We start from the raw sequence: 15513 nt of genomic DNA on the forward strand, positions 1-15513 counted from the left end.
GTATTGAGAAATACTACGAAGAAATATCGGCAATGCGTCAACTGCTCGTCATTCAAAATCGTAGGAAAAGTTTGACAAAAAAAAATCACCTAACTACATTAGGTGATCTATACTCAAGAATCATTTTCTTTACATTAACACTCCGGCAAGCTCAAAGGCACCTTAATTGCCAATCCGCCATCAGCAGTTTCTTTATATTTAACATTCATATCTTGCGCTGTTTCCCACATTGTGCTTACTACGGCATCCAAACTTACCTTTGCTTTATCAGGATTTGACTGTAGAGCCAATTGAGCCGCTGTAATTGCTTTGATAGCCCCCATGGTATTTCGTTCGATACATGGAATCTGCACTAAACCACCGATAGGGTCGCAAGTTAAGCCCAAGTGATGCTCCATCGCAATTTCGGCAGCCATCAATACCTGTCTTTGCGAACCGCCTAAACATTCCGTTAATGCCCCGGCAGCCATTGCCGATGACACGCCGATTTCTGCTTGACAACCACCCATAGCCGCTGAAATGGTAGCGCCTTTTTTAAAAATAGACCCAATTTCTGAGGCTGTCGCTATAAATTGAATAATCTTATCCTCTTGATAACAATCGTGGAAAACAATATAATATTGCAATACTGCAGGGATAACACCTGCTGCCCCATTGGTAGGCGCGGTTACAACTCGACCAAAAGAAGCATTTTCTTCATTCACAGCCAATGCAAAACAGCTTACCCAATCCAAGATATACCCAAAATCCTTGCCTCCACTTCGAATAGCCTCCACCCAAGTATCAAAATCATGGTAGGGCCTATCCTTTAGCATACGCTTATTTAATTTAGATGCCCGACGTTCCACATTCAAACCTCCAGGCAATAAGCCATCTGTATGGCAACCTTTATAGATACAATCTTTTAAGGCTTGAAAAATCTTTAATACACCTGTCCTTGTTTCTTCCTCTGATCTCCACGAACATTCATTTTCCAAAACCAACTCGGAGATTTTCAATCCAGTACGCATGCAAGAAACCATTAATTCTTGTGCCGTATCAATTGGAAAAGGCAAATCTATTTCAGAAAGTACACCTTCAGCATCTCCTTCTTGCACCACAAAACCGCCACCAATAGAATAGTAGGTCTCACTAACCGCTGTCCCATCATTTAACAAGGCTTGAAAGGTAACTGCATTTGGATGGAAAGGCAGGCTTTGCTCATATAAAAACATCAAATGCGCAGCATAGCTAAATGAAACCTGATGTTGAGCCCCTAGGACTAAAAGATTCGATTGTTTTATACGTTCCACCTTCGGTAGCACATCATGCACATCAAAAGTAACAGGATCATCTCCACTCAAACCCAGTAGCACCGCAATATCCGTCCCATGCCCTATCCCTGTCTTCGCTAAAGAACCATACAATAAGATATTTACCTGCTCAACACTTGATAATAACTTTCTATCAATCAGCACTTGAACAAATCGTTGCGCAGCTCGCCAAGGCCCTAAGGTATGAGAACTAGAAGGCCCTATGCCAATCTTAAACATGTCGAAAATCGATATTTGCTCTTTTGCCATGATTGATTATAATTACGCACAAAAATAGATTTTCTTTAACCAATTCCACAAGGAGAATTAGATTAGTGTTTTAGTTTTTTTGAATTATCAAACAAACATTATTTCTGTTGAAAATCTATCAATTTTACTTCCTAAAAATTACATTTCTATTTTAGTAATTTCCAGTTGAGGACAAAAAAAATGAGCCAAGGAAAAACACTGGCTCATTAATATTATCGTATAGAAGGCTTATTTTCCATCTGAAAACTCATATCGCTTAGAAATAGTCACTGGCAACTTACCTGTTGCTTTCAATTGTTTTAATAACACTTTCAATGCCGCTTTTTGCATGAAAGATTCATTTTGATAGCACATAATTAATGAACCACTGCGATGAACATCTACCGCATTTAAAGCATAAGGATTGGTAAACATAACCGTTAAAGTTCTTTTTCCAGCTAATTCGTGCACAAAAGCTTTTGTCGCCTCATTAAAAGTTAATTCACTTCTTGGTCTACTACGATTATCATGAATAGCCAATACAATTTGTTTAAAATCTTTAACCTCTTTCAACAATATGTTTAACTGTTCTTCAGACTCATCCCCTTTTATAAAAAAGTTTTTACCATTCGTTAATTGATTAGACAATCCTATTTCAAAATCCTGTGCCTGTGCTATACCCACACTCACCACAGCCGTTTCTTTTTTGGTGTCAAATCGTTTCAATACACGGTCAGCATTCAATAACGTTACCGAAGCATCTGCTAAACGCTGAACTAAACTTTGCTCACTTGCCGTATTCAAATCCTCGTACAAATAATTGCTGTTTACATGGGTTCCTTTATTTAATCCCAACCATAATTTGGATGCTAGTACGCGTTTCACACGATGATCAATATCCGCTTGCGATAAACGTCCTGCCGCAATGGACTTCTCAATTAAAGCGATAGCACGTTCACTATTTTCCGAAATCTCCAAAAGGTCATGTCCCGCTTCAATAGCCATGACATCTGCCTCACCATTAGGGAAGAATTTTTTAACCCCTTTCATATCCATTGCATCCGTAACCGTTAAGCCCCGAAAGCCCAATTCATTACGCAATAAATCCGTCACCACCTTTTTAGAAATAGACGAAGGAATGTTTGGGGTATCATCCAAAGATGGAATGTTCATATGAGCAACCATCACACTAGGCGCCCCTGCCTTAATCAATTCTCTAAATGGAAAAATCTCTAAACTTTCTAATCGTTTCTTATCAAACGTTAAGAGCGGAAGATCGTAATGGGAATCTACATCAGTATCTCCATGACCTGGAAAATGTTTTAATGATGCTAGAATTCCACCATCAACCATACCATCCATATACGCTTTCGCTTTGATCGTTACGTTCTCCTTATTATCCCCAAATGATCGGAAGTTAATTACCGGATTTTTAGGATTGTTATTGATATCCACCACCGGTGCAAAATTAAAATGCATCCCTATTCGAAGGAAATCACGAGCCACCTGTCTACCCATATCGTATATCAAGCTATTGTTTTGAATAGCTCCTAAAGTCATTTGATAAGGAAATGACACCGTAGAATCTGCCAATCGCATACCCAAACCCCACTCACCATCGAAAGTTATCAATAATGGAACTTTACTCACTTGCTGATATTGGTTGAACATATTTGCATGACGAACCGGACCACCTTGAAAAACGACGAGTCCACCTAATTGTTCATTAGCTATAATTTGTTTAACGGAATCAATGTATTTTTGACCTAAATTGGTATGGGCTCGTACTAAAAACAATTGTCCAATTTTTTCTTTAGGACTTAATGTCTGGAATACCGAATCGACCCAGGCATGTTGTTGATTAATAAAGGATACAAAATCTGGTTTCTTTTGGGCTAATAAATTAGTTGCAAACAATAGCGTGCATAACCCTACAAACAATATTTTTTTAATCATCAGCTGATAGTTTTGTACGAAATAAGGCAAATTACCTTATTTAAAAAAATATTTTTGCGTTTTTTATTTTGAAAAAAGCATAAAAACGCATTAATCCAAACCGTACTTATCTTTAATTAGATTAGCAATCACAAGTGCATTATCGATTTCACCACAGGCTTCTTTTTTCCACAACATATCGATCACTAATAACAGGTATTGCGTTTCTAAGTCTGGATTTTGAAAACCTAATTCGGTAAAGGCTTTCACTAATATTGGTTGAACAGGCTTGATGAATAATTCATGTTGAGCTTTTGAAAAGGCATGATGAGACAGTCGTTCTTGCAATTTCCAAAATAAAGGTTCTTCAGCGACTAATTGACTTGGCAACATGACCATATTTCTTAAAAACTCTTTCCCACCGCGATAGGACATCATCCCTTTATGTTGCAACAATACTTTCCGGTAGCCCGATTTTACAATATGAGCCAAGAGTGAATCTTTATTTCCAAAATGTTTAAAAATTAAAGCTTCCGAAACTCCTGCTTGCGAAGATATTTCTTTCGTCGACGTATCTAAAAAGCCTTTAGTGGCAAACAATTGCAAAGCGGTTTGCACAATTTTTTCTTTTCTACTTAATGCTGTCTCTTTCATGTTCTATCCAAAACAAATATATCCATTTTATTGTAGAGACGATAGTCAATGTATCTTTTTTGTGATTAGCCCCTATTTTTCATTTAAAAGCTCTAATATTGATTAATCAATTTATAACTTAATAAGATGAAATACGTAGTGTTTCTTTTTCTTTTAATTTGTTTTGCGCGTCCAGTAAGTGCGCAGATTAAACTTTCTGGTAAGGTAAATGATAAAACGAAAAGTGCAGGATTAAACTCCGTCACCCTCAAACTCCTCAATTTAAAAGATTCAACCCAAACTTCCAATAAATCCAATGACTTAGGCGAATTTAACTTTGATAAAGTTGCTGCCGGAACATACAGACTAAGCACCTCTTTACTGGGGTATAAACCTTATGTCATGGAAATACAAATCAGCAATAAACCCCTCACTTTTCAAATTGATTTGGAACCAGGGGAAGTTATGATTGAAGAAATTGCCATCACTGCTCCTCCTGCTGTATTAGTAAAAGGGGATACCATGGAATTTAATTCGCGAAACTTTAAAACTCGTGAATATGCTGATGCGGATGAAATGGTAGCGCAGGTACCAGGAGTAATGATCGATGAAGATGGAAATGTGCAAGCTCATGGCGAACCCGTAACAAGAATACTCGTAGATGGAAAGGAATTTTTCAGTACTGATCCCAAAGTAGCCTTAAAAAATCTACCCGCGGATATGATCGATAAACTCCAAATTATTGATGAAAAAAGTGAAGCTGCAAGATTTTCCGGTTTTGATGACGGAAAAAGAAATAAAGTCATTAATATCGTCACCAAACCCGACAAAAAACGAGGCCATTTCGGGAGAATGAATGCCGGAAAAGGTGATAGTGATAAATTTGCACTTAGTTCTGTTTTAAACGCGTTTAAAGGCGACCGTAAACTGGGACTAAACCTCATGGCAAACAATATCAATGAAACCAATTTTGGGGAACAAGGAAGAGGGGGATCTCGCCGTGGAAATAGCAATACGGAAAGGGGATTATCTGATACCTATGCTGGTGCTGCTTCCTATTCCAATACCATTTTGAATAAAAAGATGGAAGTAAGTGCCGATTATAACTTCAATAATTCCAAAACATTGTCTTCATCGGCATCCGAAATCGAATACATTTCTGGAAACCGGGCCAACCAATTTCAAAGTAGCACGAATTTAGGAAACCAAAATAATTCTGAACATAAATTTGGTGGACGAGTAAAATGGGATATCGATAGTGTCAATAAATTGGATTTTACCCCCAATTTAAATTACACCATTGCCAATAGAGATAACATCTCCTTTAGCAAAATGACTCGGGAACAAACCGAGCCAATGAATAATTCAGATAGAACAAATCTGAATGATAATAGTAATCTAAGTTTTGGTGGAGGTTTAAACTTTAATCATCGATTTAAAAACCCTGGTCAAACCATCAGTTTCAATATCAATGGAAATAAATCAACCAACGATGCATTAGGGCAATCCCTAGCTTTCAATGAATATTATAAAAACTCTATTTTAGATCGTATTGATACCAATAACCGAGAAAATGTTACCTATGGCTATGGCACAGGGTTTAATTCAAGACTTTCATTCTCTCAAAATATCAGCAAATTATCTAGGTTACAAGCTAGTTACGGGTTTAGAAACACTAGTAATTATTCCGACCGAAAAACTTTGGATTTTCTAGCTGAAACAGGCCAATATGAAGAATTAAATGAACGCTTATCCAATGAGTTTAGAAATGATTTCAATCACCACAGCGCTGGTCTTTCCTATTCTTATAATAAACACGATACATTACGAATTCAATTTGGATTAAATTATGAACATGGGCTAAGAATAAATGACCGTACTTTCCCATATGATTTAAAAACAACAGCAGATTTTTCTAGTTTTTTACCTGATTTCACTACGCAATACTACTTTACCAAAGAAAGAAGTATTGAATTTAATTACAATACAGCAACGAACACACCATCCATAGATCAATTGCAAGATTATTTGAATAATGGAAACCCATTATATATGAGTAATGGTAATCCAAATTTGAACCAAGAATACAGTCACCGGATGCGATTGCAGTTTCGAGACGTCAATAAAACAACTGGTAGAAGTTTAAATACCAATGTAAACTTCAATTATGTTAATAATAAAATTATCAATTCCGTATTTACGACAGATACAGCGGTTCTCCTATTTGACGATGTAATTTTAGGGGCTGGAGGTCAATATGTAGTTCCCCTAAATATAGATGGTGTATTTAACATCAACTTAAACAACAGCTATGGTTTACCTTTGAAAAAATTAGGCATCAACCTTAATTTATCTACAGATGGTTATTACAACCGTAATTTTTCGTATTTAAATGATGATTTAATCAAAAATTTAACTTTCGGATTTGCTCAACGCGTTGGTGTATTTTCGACGTTCAGCAATAAAATAATAATAGGGGCAAATTACAATTACAACGTTGGTTTCACGAGAAACCCTACAAGTGGCGATCAACTCTATAATGTCCAAAACCATCGGTTAAGTCATAATTTTACGTTAGAGTTTTTGAGCAATATGGTGTTAAATTACAACCTTGCATATATTCAAAATGGAGGTATTATGGGCCGAGAATCCACTTCACTTACCCTATTGAATGCGTCCATAGGCTACAAATTATTTAAAAAGAAAAATGGAGAACTTGCCTTGAAAGCTTTTGACATCTTTAATAATGCCACAAACATTAACCGAAGTGTCAATGATACGCAAATCGCCAATATCACTTCAAATACCCTAAATCGATATTTCTTACTTAGTTTAACGTACAATATTCGCAAATTTGGCGGAGGGCAAGGTGGCCGTCCAGATCGAGGATCAGGAGGACCATGGCAAGGTGGTGGCCGACCAGGCGGAGGTTTTGGAAGACCGGATTAATTTGCAAACGAAACTTTTCTTTATAGCTTTTAGAAAGGTCTATAACCATGTTAAAACACCTCTAAAATGAGGTGTTTTTTTTTATAGCTCCAGCAGCGGTTTTAGCCCGATTTAAATGGCATTGAAGGCCTTAATTTACGGATCTCCATCGGATCTCCATCGGACCTCTTTCGGATCCCCATTGAAAAAACACGAAGGAGATCCGAAGAAGATCCATAGAAATTGCCAGTAAAAGTAGACTCGTATTTTTCCAAATGCGACATGCAATTCCCCTTTAGGATTCAGAATTTTTCCATTTAATAAGGAGATAAGGACCCATGATAAGGTATAGTAAAATTAGTTCATAGGATACAAAAGGTAGGCTAAGCCATTTACAAAGCAAACCCTAGATTGAGGTCAGTATATTGGGCAATCCGCTTCCGCTCAAGATTATATTAATAATCCTCCCGCGCGGATAAATTCATTTTTCTTTTCCATCATTGCACCCTTATCGATCGCTTTGGTTGCTTTAGAAATAATGCTGGTTTTAAAACCCTCGCTAAGGGCATCCATCGCGGTATAAAAAACGCAAAAATCCGCTGCAAGTCCCGAAACATGCAGTTCGGCTACCCCACGATCTTTTAAATACCCTGATAGTCCGGTATTTTTTAATCGACCATTATCATAAAATCCAGAATAGCTATCGATGAAAGGATTCAATCCCTTCCTGAAAATTCCTTCCACCCGAGCAAGCTGAAGATCTTCGGCAAATTGAGCTCCATAAGAATCTTGAATGCAATGGTCCGGCCATAACACTTGAGTCATGCCTGCCAATTCTATGATTTCGAAGGGTAATTTACCAGGATGCTGCGATACAAAACTTTGATGATTAGCAGGGTGCCAGTCTTGTGTAGCCACGATTAAATCGTAATCTTTTTGGATGTAATTGATCACCGGTATGATTTCATCTCCTTTACTCACCTCCAAAGCTCCACCCGGCAGGAAATCATTTTGAACATCTACAATAATCAATGCTTTCATTTTCAATTTTTAATATAAACTAATCTACAGACAACATATACCCCACACCTCGAATATTGGTAATCTTTATCCGCTCGTCCAAGGATAAATATTTTCGGATTCTACTGATAAATACATCCAAACTTCGACCCGTAAAATAAGTATCATTATTCCAATACGTTCTAATTATTTCATCCCTTGGCAACACCTTATCTTTGCTTTCTATTAACCGCTTTAACAATTCGGATTCCCGATAGGATAGTTTTTCCATATGATCCAGAATGGTCAAGGTGTTTTTCAAAGTATCTAAGGTGTAGTTTCCAATGACGAATTTCGTATTGGACATTCCTTGGCCACTTTTTTTAAGGGAGGCCTCTATACGAACGATTAATTCTTCAATTTTAAAAGGTTTTCGCACATAATCATTTGCTCCCAGTTTAAACCCTTTAACCACATCTTCTGTTTGTGTCATCGCTGTTAAGAAAATAATCGGGGTATGTAGATCCGATTTGCGGATTTCCTTAGCCACCGTGAACCCGTCCATCAGTGGCATCATCACATCTAGAATGACAATATCAGGTTTATATTTTTGATGAAAAATAAGTGCTTGCTGACCATTAACCACATGTCGAACTTCAAAGCCATGATCCTCCAGACTGTCTGACACAATCATTGCCAAACTTTCTTCATCTTCTACATATAAAATATTGATCATTTCTTCTCATTTGGTAAATAAATAACAAAAGTACTGCCAACTCCTTCCTCACTGATGAGTTCAATACGTCCATGATGCTGGTTTATGATTTGTTTAACATAAGCTAAGCCTAAACCAAAGCCTTTAACATCATGAATAACGCCCGAAGGAACTCTAAAAAACAATTCAAACACCCCTTTTTGGTATAACTTAGGTATTCCAATACCTTTATCGTTTATACTAAAAGTGACTCCATCTGAGGAGGATGTCAAATCTATACTAATTTCTATTTGATCTTTTGAATATTTTACTGCATTATCCAGCAAATTGCTGATCACATTTTTAATATGCGATTGATCAGCAAATAACCTGTACGTTTGCTCTTTACTTATAAAATGGATAGTGATAGGACGCTTAGCAAACAGCTTGGTATTTTCGATCGACTCTTGGATCAATTCCACTAAATCAAAATAGGTTTTTTCCAATTTCACACCATTAGTTTCTGCCACATCTACCTGCAATACCCGCTCTATCATGTCCGAAAGGTGCTCCAATTCATGCCTAGAAATGTTCAGATATCGATTCATTTTTTCCTTATCGTCTCTAGCCCCAAAACGTTGAATGGATTCCACAGCAGCCATAACCGTTGAAATAGGCGTTTTCAATTCATGCGTCATGTTATTTACAAATGCTTTCCGCAAGAGTGCTAGTTGATTTTGTTTCTTAATCGTATCCAATAAGTAAACAAAGGTGCCTATCAATAATCCGATTAATACAATAGAAATAAATAATTGCCAAGCAATTGTTTTCAATAGGTATAACCAGGGATTTACAAAAACTATGGTTAGATGCAATTGCTCTCCAGGATCAACAAGAATCGGTCTTGTCTGATGATTTTTAAATCCTACCTTATAAAATTGATCTGGGCGCAGCTTGTCTTCGGGAAATTTTATTAATAATAACTGAAATTTAGTGTTAATACCCCTTTCCAACAGAGATTGCTTCATTCTTAAGGATAAGGTATCAACCGTTTCTTGTCCCCAATTGATATTTCGAAAAACAAAAGACGATACAAAACGACTATTTCCTTTCACATTAGCGTTTGAGGAATCCGCTTTATTAGTACGATCTGAACTATTACCACGCCTCCAAACCCCTTGAGCATCTAGCATTTGCTTTACAGAATCTTCGGGCACATTAGGATATTTTTCATGTAAGGATTTTGCAAAACGATCGACTCGACCTATCCGTTGTGTTTGTGAATCCTTCTGAATTTCCGCTTCATTATCTTGATAATAAGTTTGTATCACATTAAACAATTCATGCTCTGCAAAACCTAAAAAAAACTGTTTACGAACCTTATAACTACCATACAACCACACAGTTAAGACTAAGGCAATACCTGTGGCTGTCATGATGATGGCGAGCATCAATATTTTATACTTTTTTAACATAATTAAAACAAATTTAAATTAGTAGATTTGCACCTCATAAAGTAAATAAAGCTTTTAACAAATTATAACACTGATTAACAATTCTATACTGTTTGAGTTGTAGCAATTAGAGTAATAAAACCGTTAAGATAGACAATAGCTTTATTAATTTGATGTTTTAAAGGTATCATTGCAGATAAATTAAGGAATAGAACCTCCTGATTTTTCATATTATTTAACATTATATAACAAAATCTAGGTTTCTGTTTCTATACTTTTGCATGACTAGTGATTTTATGATAAAAAATATACGTTTTTCTCTTTTTACTTTATTCAGTTTAAGTACTGCACTATTCTTCGCCAGTTGCGATAAGGATATGGCTATTTCGTTGAAGAACGATAATATAGATAATTTAAATGTAACCTCCATAGACAGTTTAAATGCTGTGGTTTCTACTGTTCAACTACCCAATATACCCTCCGCTGGGCAAGGGATGTTGTTAGTTGGAAAAGTCGCTCAACCAACTATTGGAAGTTTAGAGGTTAATACTTATTTCCGTTTAATACAGTCTTCGTTGACAAATGATATTCCTGCAGGCGCAAGTTTTGATTCGATTAATTTAGTAATCAAACCTAATTTACAACGCTATGCTTATGGAGATACCTCAAAATTTCAAACCATTTACGCCCATAGGCTTACTGAAAACTTAGAAACTAAAACTTTAGGAAGTTCTGTGACTGGGCAACCAAATCCAGTTTATTATCCTGGAGCAACGATTTTTGCACATCAATCATTCGCATACGAGGCTGCGCCTATAGGCTCTATCCGTTTTTTACCACATATGCGTAGAACAGACTCTTTATCTATTAAATTATCAAATACCATTGGTGCAGATATGTTTAATAAGATTAAGACTGCAGACATGACATTCAATTCCGTTGCTAATTTCCAAGAATATTTCAAGGGTATTACCTTACGTACGGATGAAAACAATACCGCCGTGGTAGGTTTTAAAGATACGCTTCAAGTAAATATCAATTATTCGTACTTAGGAAGTGATGGATTCAAGAAAAAAGGATCCAAAAGCTTGAACATGGGGAATAAGGTTTTTCAGTATAACCAATTTATTTCAGATCGATCTGGTACAGATTTCGCGGCTTTAACTGCTCAATCGCCTATTCGTGTAGAGGATACGGATGGATTAAGTTTTGTGCAAGCCGGAACTGGTGTAGCTACAAAAATTGATTTCCCAAGTTTAAAAGCATTTATGCAACAAACCGGAATAGCTATTAACAGGGCCGAATTGGAAATAGAAATTGAGTCTTCCCATTTAGGTTACTACGCAGCAGCGCCGATTCCTATCTTGTTAATTGCTGATGAAAATAATATTCCAGTTAATTATGTGACGATTCCTTTTTCAAATGCCATTCAAACTGGAACTTATATATTAGGAAATAACACCGGCAAACCTGGTAAATATCGTTTTAATATGATTCAATATATCCGTTCTACATTAACAGGAACGGAAGATAAACAATCACTGATATTATCACTTGCTTCTCCATCGCTATTTAATACGGTAAATACCAGTATATTGGCAACGGAAAACAATAAACCGAAAATTAAATTAAATATCGTATATACAAAATTTAAATAATCTATGAATAAGAGAAATTGGCTAGTACTACTTTTGGTAGGTGCCTTCGCAATCGCTTCCTTTAACTCCTGTAAAAAAGAAGATGAAACCAGTACGGAAACTGGTCCTACAGAATGGACTAGAACAACAGCATTTGAAGGAGAAAATCGTAATGGAGCAGCATCTTTCACTATAAATAATACCGCATACGTAGTGGGCGGTTATATTAAAACAAATGCTTCATTAAACGACAACTATTCCTTTAATGGTTCTTCATGGGTTAAAAAAGCTGATTTTACAGGATCTAAAAGACATAACGCAGTTGGGTTTTCAGTTGATGGTAAAGGATATGTTGGTTTAGGCTATGGTACGAAAGATGATGGAACTCAAGGCGAACTGAATGACTTTTACAGTTATGACCCTACGGCTAATACTTGGTCTAAAATTAAAGAATTCCCAGGTGATGCACGTTTTGGAGCTACCGCATTTACTTTAAACGGTAAAGCTTACGTAGGATTAGGTACTACTTCAACAGATAAATCATTCAGTGATTTTTATGAATATGATCCTCAATCCAATATCTGGAAACAATTAACAAACACCAAATTTCCATTTAAGAAAGCATATGCTTATGCATTTGTAATTGATAATATTGCCTATGTTGGTGGTGGTCTAAACAATGGTCAACCGGCTGATGATTTATTCTCGTTTAACGGAACAGATTGGACAGCTTTAGAAAATACAAAAACAGACGAATACGATGCTCGTCGTTATAACTCTTCTACTTTTGTTATTGGTAAATTTGGTTACTTAGTAAGTGGACGTTCTTCATCTGGTATTGTTTCTACCGTTTGGAAATTTGATCCTGCGACTAAAACTTGGACTGATAAACATGAAGCATTCGGTTCTGTACGTGAAAAAGCAGTTGCATTCGGTTTGAATGGTAAAGGTTATATCACTACAGGTACTAACGGAAGTACATTTTTTGACGATACTTGGGAATTTACTCCTGTAAGATAGTATCAAAAACAGTATACGATAAAAAAGGATGGTTTTACACCATCCTTTTTTGTTTATATACACAGTGGTATTACTTCTAAAAAGCATGCATTCTTTAAACTCGCAAAGCATCATGTTGATTAGCATATCGTTTAGACCATAAATAGTTACTCCTAATTACATAAAAATGACTTCCTTTAATTGACTGAAAAAAATTTCGTATCTTAGTTTGTGAATCAATTAGTATCCTGCTAAAAACATAAACTTAGGCATTTCCTCCACAGCCATAATAACCCTAAAATTTATCTTTAAAATTCAAGATTTCGCCAATCAAATTCAATCAAATCTATCGGTATTAAAAAAATTAAATCAATAGAGCTATGAATCTATTTAGGGAATACTCCTCCCTTACCTATTGACTTTGAAAATATTCTTAAGGACTTCAATGGAATGCTTAAGTTAAAACAAACAAAGTTATGCAAAAAGACAATTTTTATATTTTAACAGGTGGACCAGGAACTGGAAAAACTACACTGATCCATGCTCTTCAACATGCAGGTTATAAATCGGTTGAAGAAGATGCGAGAAGAATTATATCAGAACAAATAGCTTGTGGTGGGGAAGCATTGCCCTGGAAGAATAAAGAGTTATACGCCAGTTTCATGTTAGAAGCATCGATAAAGTCATTCGATAAAATTAAACACAGCGTAAGCAAGGAACCCGTCTTCTTTGATCGAGGGGTTCTAGATGCCGTATGCTATATGCGCATGGAGGACATAGCCCTAAGCAAAAGATTTAAAGCACAGGTAGAACAATGTGCTTATCACAAAAAAGTCTTTATACTGCCTCCATGGAAAGCTATTTATGAGCAAGATGAGGAAAGAAAACAGAATTGGTATGACGCGGAGAACACTTATGAGTGGATGAGACAAACCTATTTATCATTTGATTATTCTCTTATAGAAATTCCACGTTCATCTGTTGCAGAAAGGTGCCAATTTATTAGGAAATACATCAGTCAAATTACCTCCATAAAATTGTAAGAGAAGACCGGCATCACAGGAGGTATAACCATTAGGCATATACCAATAAACGGATTAAAGTACAATGCTAAAAAAAAGCCTCTCCGAAAAATCGAAGAAGCCTTTTATATATGTATAAGTGATTTCTCTTAAATTAATCCTTTGCCATGTAATAATTCAGCAACTTGCACCGCATTCGTTGCAGCACCTTTTCTTAAGTTATCTGCAACAATCCAAAGATTTAAGGTTTTATCTTGAGTTTCGTCACGACGAATACGACCTACAAAAACTTCATCTTTACCATGTGCATCTTTAGGCATAGGATATTCCAATTTCGAAGGGTTATCCACTACAATGATACCTTCTTGCGCTTCCAAAGCAGCTCTTACATCTTGTAAATCAAATTCATTTTCAAATTCAATATTTACAGATTCTGAATGGCCCCCAATCACTGGAATACGAACAGTAGTAGCAGTTACTTTAATACTGTCATCACCCATGATTTTATTGGTTTCTTTAATCATTTTCATCTCCTCTTTGGTATAGCCATTATCTTGGAATACATCAATTTGAGGAATAACGTTTAAATCGATTTGATAAGGATAAGCCATTTCACCTTCTACCCCTTGGCGCTCATTCATTAATTGATCTACAGCCTTCACACCTGTACCTGTTACAGACTGGTAAGTCGAAACAACAACACGTTTGATTTTATATTTTTCATGCAATGGTTTCAACACCACAACCATTTGAATAGTTGAACAATTTGGATTTGCAATAATTTTATCTTCTGCGCTCAATACATCACCATTTACCTCTGGAACGATCAATTTCTTGCTTGGATCCATTCTCCATGCAGATGAATTATCGATCACTGTGATTCCTGCTTCTGCAAATAAAGGGGCATATTCTGTAGAAGTACTTCCTCCAGCAGAAAAAAGTGCCACATCTGGTTTTAATGCAATAGCTTCAGATGGCGTTACTACCTTATATTTCTTTCCCTTGAAGTCAATTTCCTTACCCTTGCTTCTTTCTGAAGCAACTGGAATTAACTCTGATACTGGGAAATTCCGTTCCGCTAAAACGGTCAACATTTCCGATCCAACAAGGCCTGTCGCGCCGACTACTGCAACTTTCATAGTTTAAATTTTTCTTTAAATTTTTAAATAACGTTAGATTTTTTGTACGAACTTGGGGAGCAAACATACTAAATTACAGGGACTTCTACGAATATAATTTAGGGAATTAATAATGATGAATATCCCTTCAAAAATTAAATTCAACGTTTCAGGTCATCCAATGAAAGTTATTCAGCAAAACAACTTTTTCCATGAAATATTATTGTTTAATGTAGTTTTTAGAGAATTAAAAAATATCCCGAAAAATTCAGATCCACCATTTTATGCGCTTGGGTTAAAAGAAAACCATTCCATAGTATTGCGCCCAAGGAAGAGATTTATTTTAAGTAAAAATTTAACTTACTTAATTTCAAATTGTTTAAATACAACATAAACTTAATTATATTAAATAAAATATTTAATTAACAGAGCCCAAAAGAAGTTAAAATATTTATTTAATTAATTTATTTTCATTTTTAAGCATATTATTTTATTCAAATCATTTATATTTGTTAAACCGTATTAGCAATAAACTAGAACGGCTTATCTATCC

At 35.8% G+C, this 15513-nt stretch carries 13 protein-coding genes; 5 read left to right on the forward strand and 8 right to left on the reverse strand.

The window, feature by feature from the left end:
- Window positions 1-134 precede the first annotated feature (134 nt).
- The 3 genes from ACFRAE_RS14255 to ACFRAE_RS14265 form a co-directional block, all read right to left on the reverse strand.
- A complete protein-coding gene (locus ACFRAE_RS14255; RefSeq protein ID WP_422797838.1) occupies window positions 135-1562 on the reverse strand; it encodes an L-serine ammonia-lyase in 1428 nt (475 codons plus the stop codon).
- Window positions 1563-1790: 228 nt separating this feature from the next.
- Window positions 1791-3497: a glycoside hydrolase family 3 protein gene (locus ACFRAE_RS14260; RefSeq protein WP_422797839.1), complete on the reverse strand. Its 1707-nt coding sequence runs from the start codon at window positions 3495-3497 to the stop codon at window positions 1791-1793.
- Window positions 3498-3587: 90 nt separating this feature from the next.
- Window positions 3588-4130: a TetR/AcrR family transcriptional regulator gene (locus ACFRAE_RS14265; protein ID WP_422797840.1), complete on the reverse strand. Its 543-nt coding sequence runs from the start codon at window positions 4128-4130 to the stop codon at window positions 3588-3590.
- A 126-nt stretch (window positions 4131-4256) separates the two neighbouring features.
- Here ACFRAE_RS14265 and ACFRAE_RS14270 point away from each other — a divergent pair, with 126 nt between their 5' ends.
- Entirely contained in the window at window positions 4257-7058 is a 2802-nt protein-coding gene (locus tag ACFRAE_RS14270; RefSeq protein ID WP_422797841.1) for an outer membrane beta-barrel protein, read from the forward strand.
- Window positions 7059-7159: 101 nt separating this feature from the next.
- Here ACFRAE_RS14270 and ACFRAE_RS14275 read toward each other — a convergent pair whose 3' ends face one another.
- From ACFRAE_RS14275 to ACFRAE_RS14290, 4 genes are all read right to left on the reverse strand, one after another.
- The gene (locus ACFRAE_RS14275) at window positions 7160-7321 is read right to left on the reverse strand and encodes a hypothetical protein (protein WP_422797842.1); all 162 of its coding nucleotides are present in this window, start codon (window positions 7319-7321) and stop codon (window positions 7160-7162) included.
- 166 nt (window positions 7322-7487) lie between these two features.
- Window positions 7488-8078 carry a bifunctional nicotinamidase/pyrazinamidase gene (gene pncA, locus ACFRAE_RS14280; protein WP_422797843.1) on the reverse strand — a complete coding sequence of 197 codons (591 nt, stop codon included), beginning with the start codon at window positions 8076-8078 and terminating at the stop codon, window positions 7488-7490.
- A 19-nt stretch (window positions 8079-8097) separates the two neighbouring features.
- The gene (locus tag ACFRAE_RS14285) at window positions 8098-8772 is read right to left on the reverse strand and encodes a response regulator transcription factor (RefSeq protein ID WP_422797844.1); all 675 of its coding nucleotides are present in this window, start codon (window positions 8770-8772) and stop codon (window positions 8098-8100) included.
- Entirely contained in the window at window positions 8769-10205 is a 1437-nt protein-coding gene (locus ACFRAE_RS14290; RefSeq protein WP_422797845.1) for a sensor histidine kinase, read from the reverse strand. Before ACFRAE_RS14290 ends, ACFRAE_RS14285 begins: the two co-directional genes overlap by 4 nt.
- Before the next feature lie 275 nt (window positions 10206-10480).
- On the opposite strand from ACFRAE_RS14290, the gene ACFRAE_RS14295 reads away from it, so the two are divergent.
- From ACFRAE_RS14295 to ACFRAE_RS14305, 3 genes are all read left to right on the forward strand, one after another.
- On the forward strand, window positions 10481-11842 hold the full coding sequence (locus ACFRAE_RS14295; protein ID WP_422797846.1) for a hypothetical protein: 1362 nt from the start codon (window positions 10481-10483) through the stop codon (window positions 11840-11842).
- A 3-nt stretch (window positions 11843-11845) separates the two neighbouring features.
- Window positions 11846-12841, forward strand: a complete 996-nt coding sequence (locus ACFRAE_RS14300; protein ID WP_422797847.1) for a Kelch repeat-containing protein — start codon at window positions 11846-11848, stop codon at window positions 12839-12841.
- 455 nt (window positions 12842-13296) lie between these two features.
- Window positions 13297-13863 (forward strand): AAA family ATPase, encoded by a 567-nt coding sequence (locus ACFRAE_RS14305; protein ID WP_422797848.1) that lies wholly within the window; start codon window positions 13297-13299, stop codon window positions 13861-13863.
- Between the two features lie 128 nt (window positions 13864-13991).
- Here ACFRAE_RS14305 and ACFRAE_RS14310 read toward each other — a convergent pair whose 3' ends face one another.
- A complete protein-coding gene (locus ACFRAE_RS14310) occupies window positions 13992-14981 on the reverse strand; it encodes an aspartate-semialdehyde dehydrogenase (RefSeq protein WP_422797849.1) in 990 nt (329 codons plus the stop codon).
- 112 nt (window positions 14982-15093) lie between these two features.
- Here ACFRAE_RS14310 and ACFRAE_RS14315 point away from each other — a divergent pair, with 112 nt between their 5' ends.
- On the forward strand, window positions 15094-15354 hold the full coding sequence (locus ACFRAE_RS14315; RefSeq protein ID WP_422797850.1) for a hypothetical protein: 261 nt from the start codon (window positions 15094-15096) through the stop codon (window positions 15352-15354).
- Window positions 15355-15513: the final 159 nt, after the last annotated feature.

Origin of the sequence: Sphingobacterium sp. HJSM2_6, from assembly GCF_049316305.1 — a bacterium.
GTDB lineage: Bacteria > Bacteroidota > Bacteroidia > Sphingobacteriales > Sphingobacteriaceae > Sphingobacterium.

What these genes read in the sequence shown, in the direction of transcription:
- ACFRAE_RS14255 (WP_422797838.1), bottom strand. Translation starts at nt 1,562, where the DNA reads ATGGCAAAAGAGCAAATATCGATTTTCGACATGTTTAAGATTGGCATA.
- ACFRAE_RS14260 (WP_422797839.1), bottom strand. Translation starts at nt 3,497, where the DNA reads ATGATTAAAAAAATATTGTTTGTAGGGTTATGCACGCTATTGTTTGCA.
- ACFRAE_RS14265 (WP_422797840.1), bottom strand. Translation starts at nt 4,130, where the DNA reads ATGAAAGAGACAGCATTAAGTAGAAAAGAAAAAATTGTGCAAACCGCT.
- ACFRAE_RS14270 (WP_422797841.1), top strand. Translation starts at nt 4,257, where the DNA reads ATGAAATACGTAGTGTTTCTTTTTCTTTTAATTTGTTTTGCGCGTCCA.
- ACFRAE_RS14275 (WP_422797842.1), bottom strand. Translation starts at nt 7,321, where the DNA reads ATGTCGCATTTGGAAAAATACGAGTCTACTTTTACTGGCAATTTCTAT.
- pncA (WP_422797843.1), bottom strand. Translation starts at nt 8,078, where the DNA reads ATGAAAGCATTGATTATTGTAGATGTTCAAAATGATTTCCTGCCGGGT.
- ACFRAE_RS14285 (WP_422797844.1), bottom strand. Translation starts at nt 8,772, where the DNA reads ATGATCAATATTTTATATGTAGAAGATGAAGAAAGTTTGGCAATGATT.
- ACFRAE_RS14290 (WP_422797845.1), bottom strand. Translation starts at nt 10,205, where the DNA reads ATGTTAAAAAAGTATAAAATATTGATGCTCGCCATCATCATGACAGCC.
- ACFRAE_RS14295 (WP_422797846.1), top strand. Translation starts at nt 10,481, where the DNA reads ATGATAAAAAATATACGTTTTTCTCTTTTTACTTTATTCAGTTTAAGT.
- ACFRAE_RS14300 (WP_422797847.1), top strand. Translation starts at nt 11,846, where the DNA reads ATGAATAAGAGAAATTGGCTAGTACTACTTTTGGTAGGTGCCTTCGCA.
- ACFRAE_RS14305 (WP_422797848.1), top strand. Translation starts at nt 13,297, where the DNA reads ATGCAAAAAGACAATTTTTATATTTTAACAGGTGGACCAGGAACTGGA.
- ACFRAE_RS14310 (WP_422797849.1), bottom strand. Translation starts at nt 14,981, where the DNA reads ATGAAAGTTGCAGTAGTCGGCGCGACAGGCCTTGTTGGATCGGAAATG.
- ACFRAE_RS14315 (WP_422797850.1), top strand. Translation starts at nt 15,094, where the DNA reads ATGATGAATATCCCTTCAAAAATTAAATTCAACGTTTCAGGTCATCCA.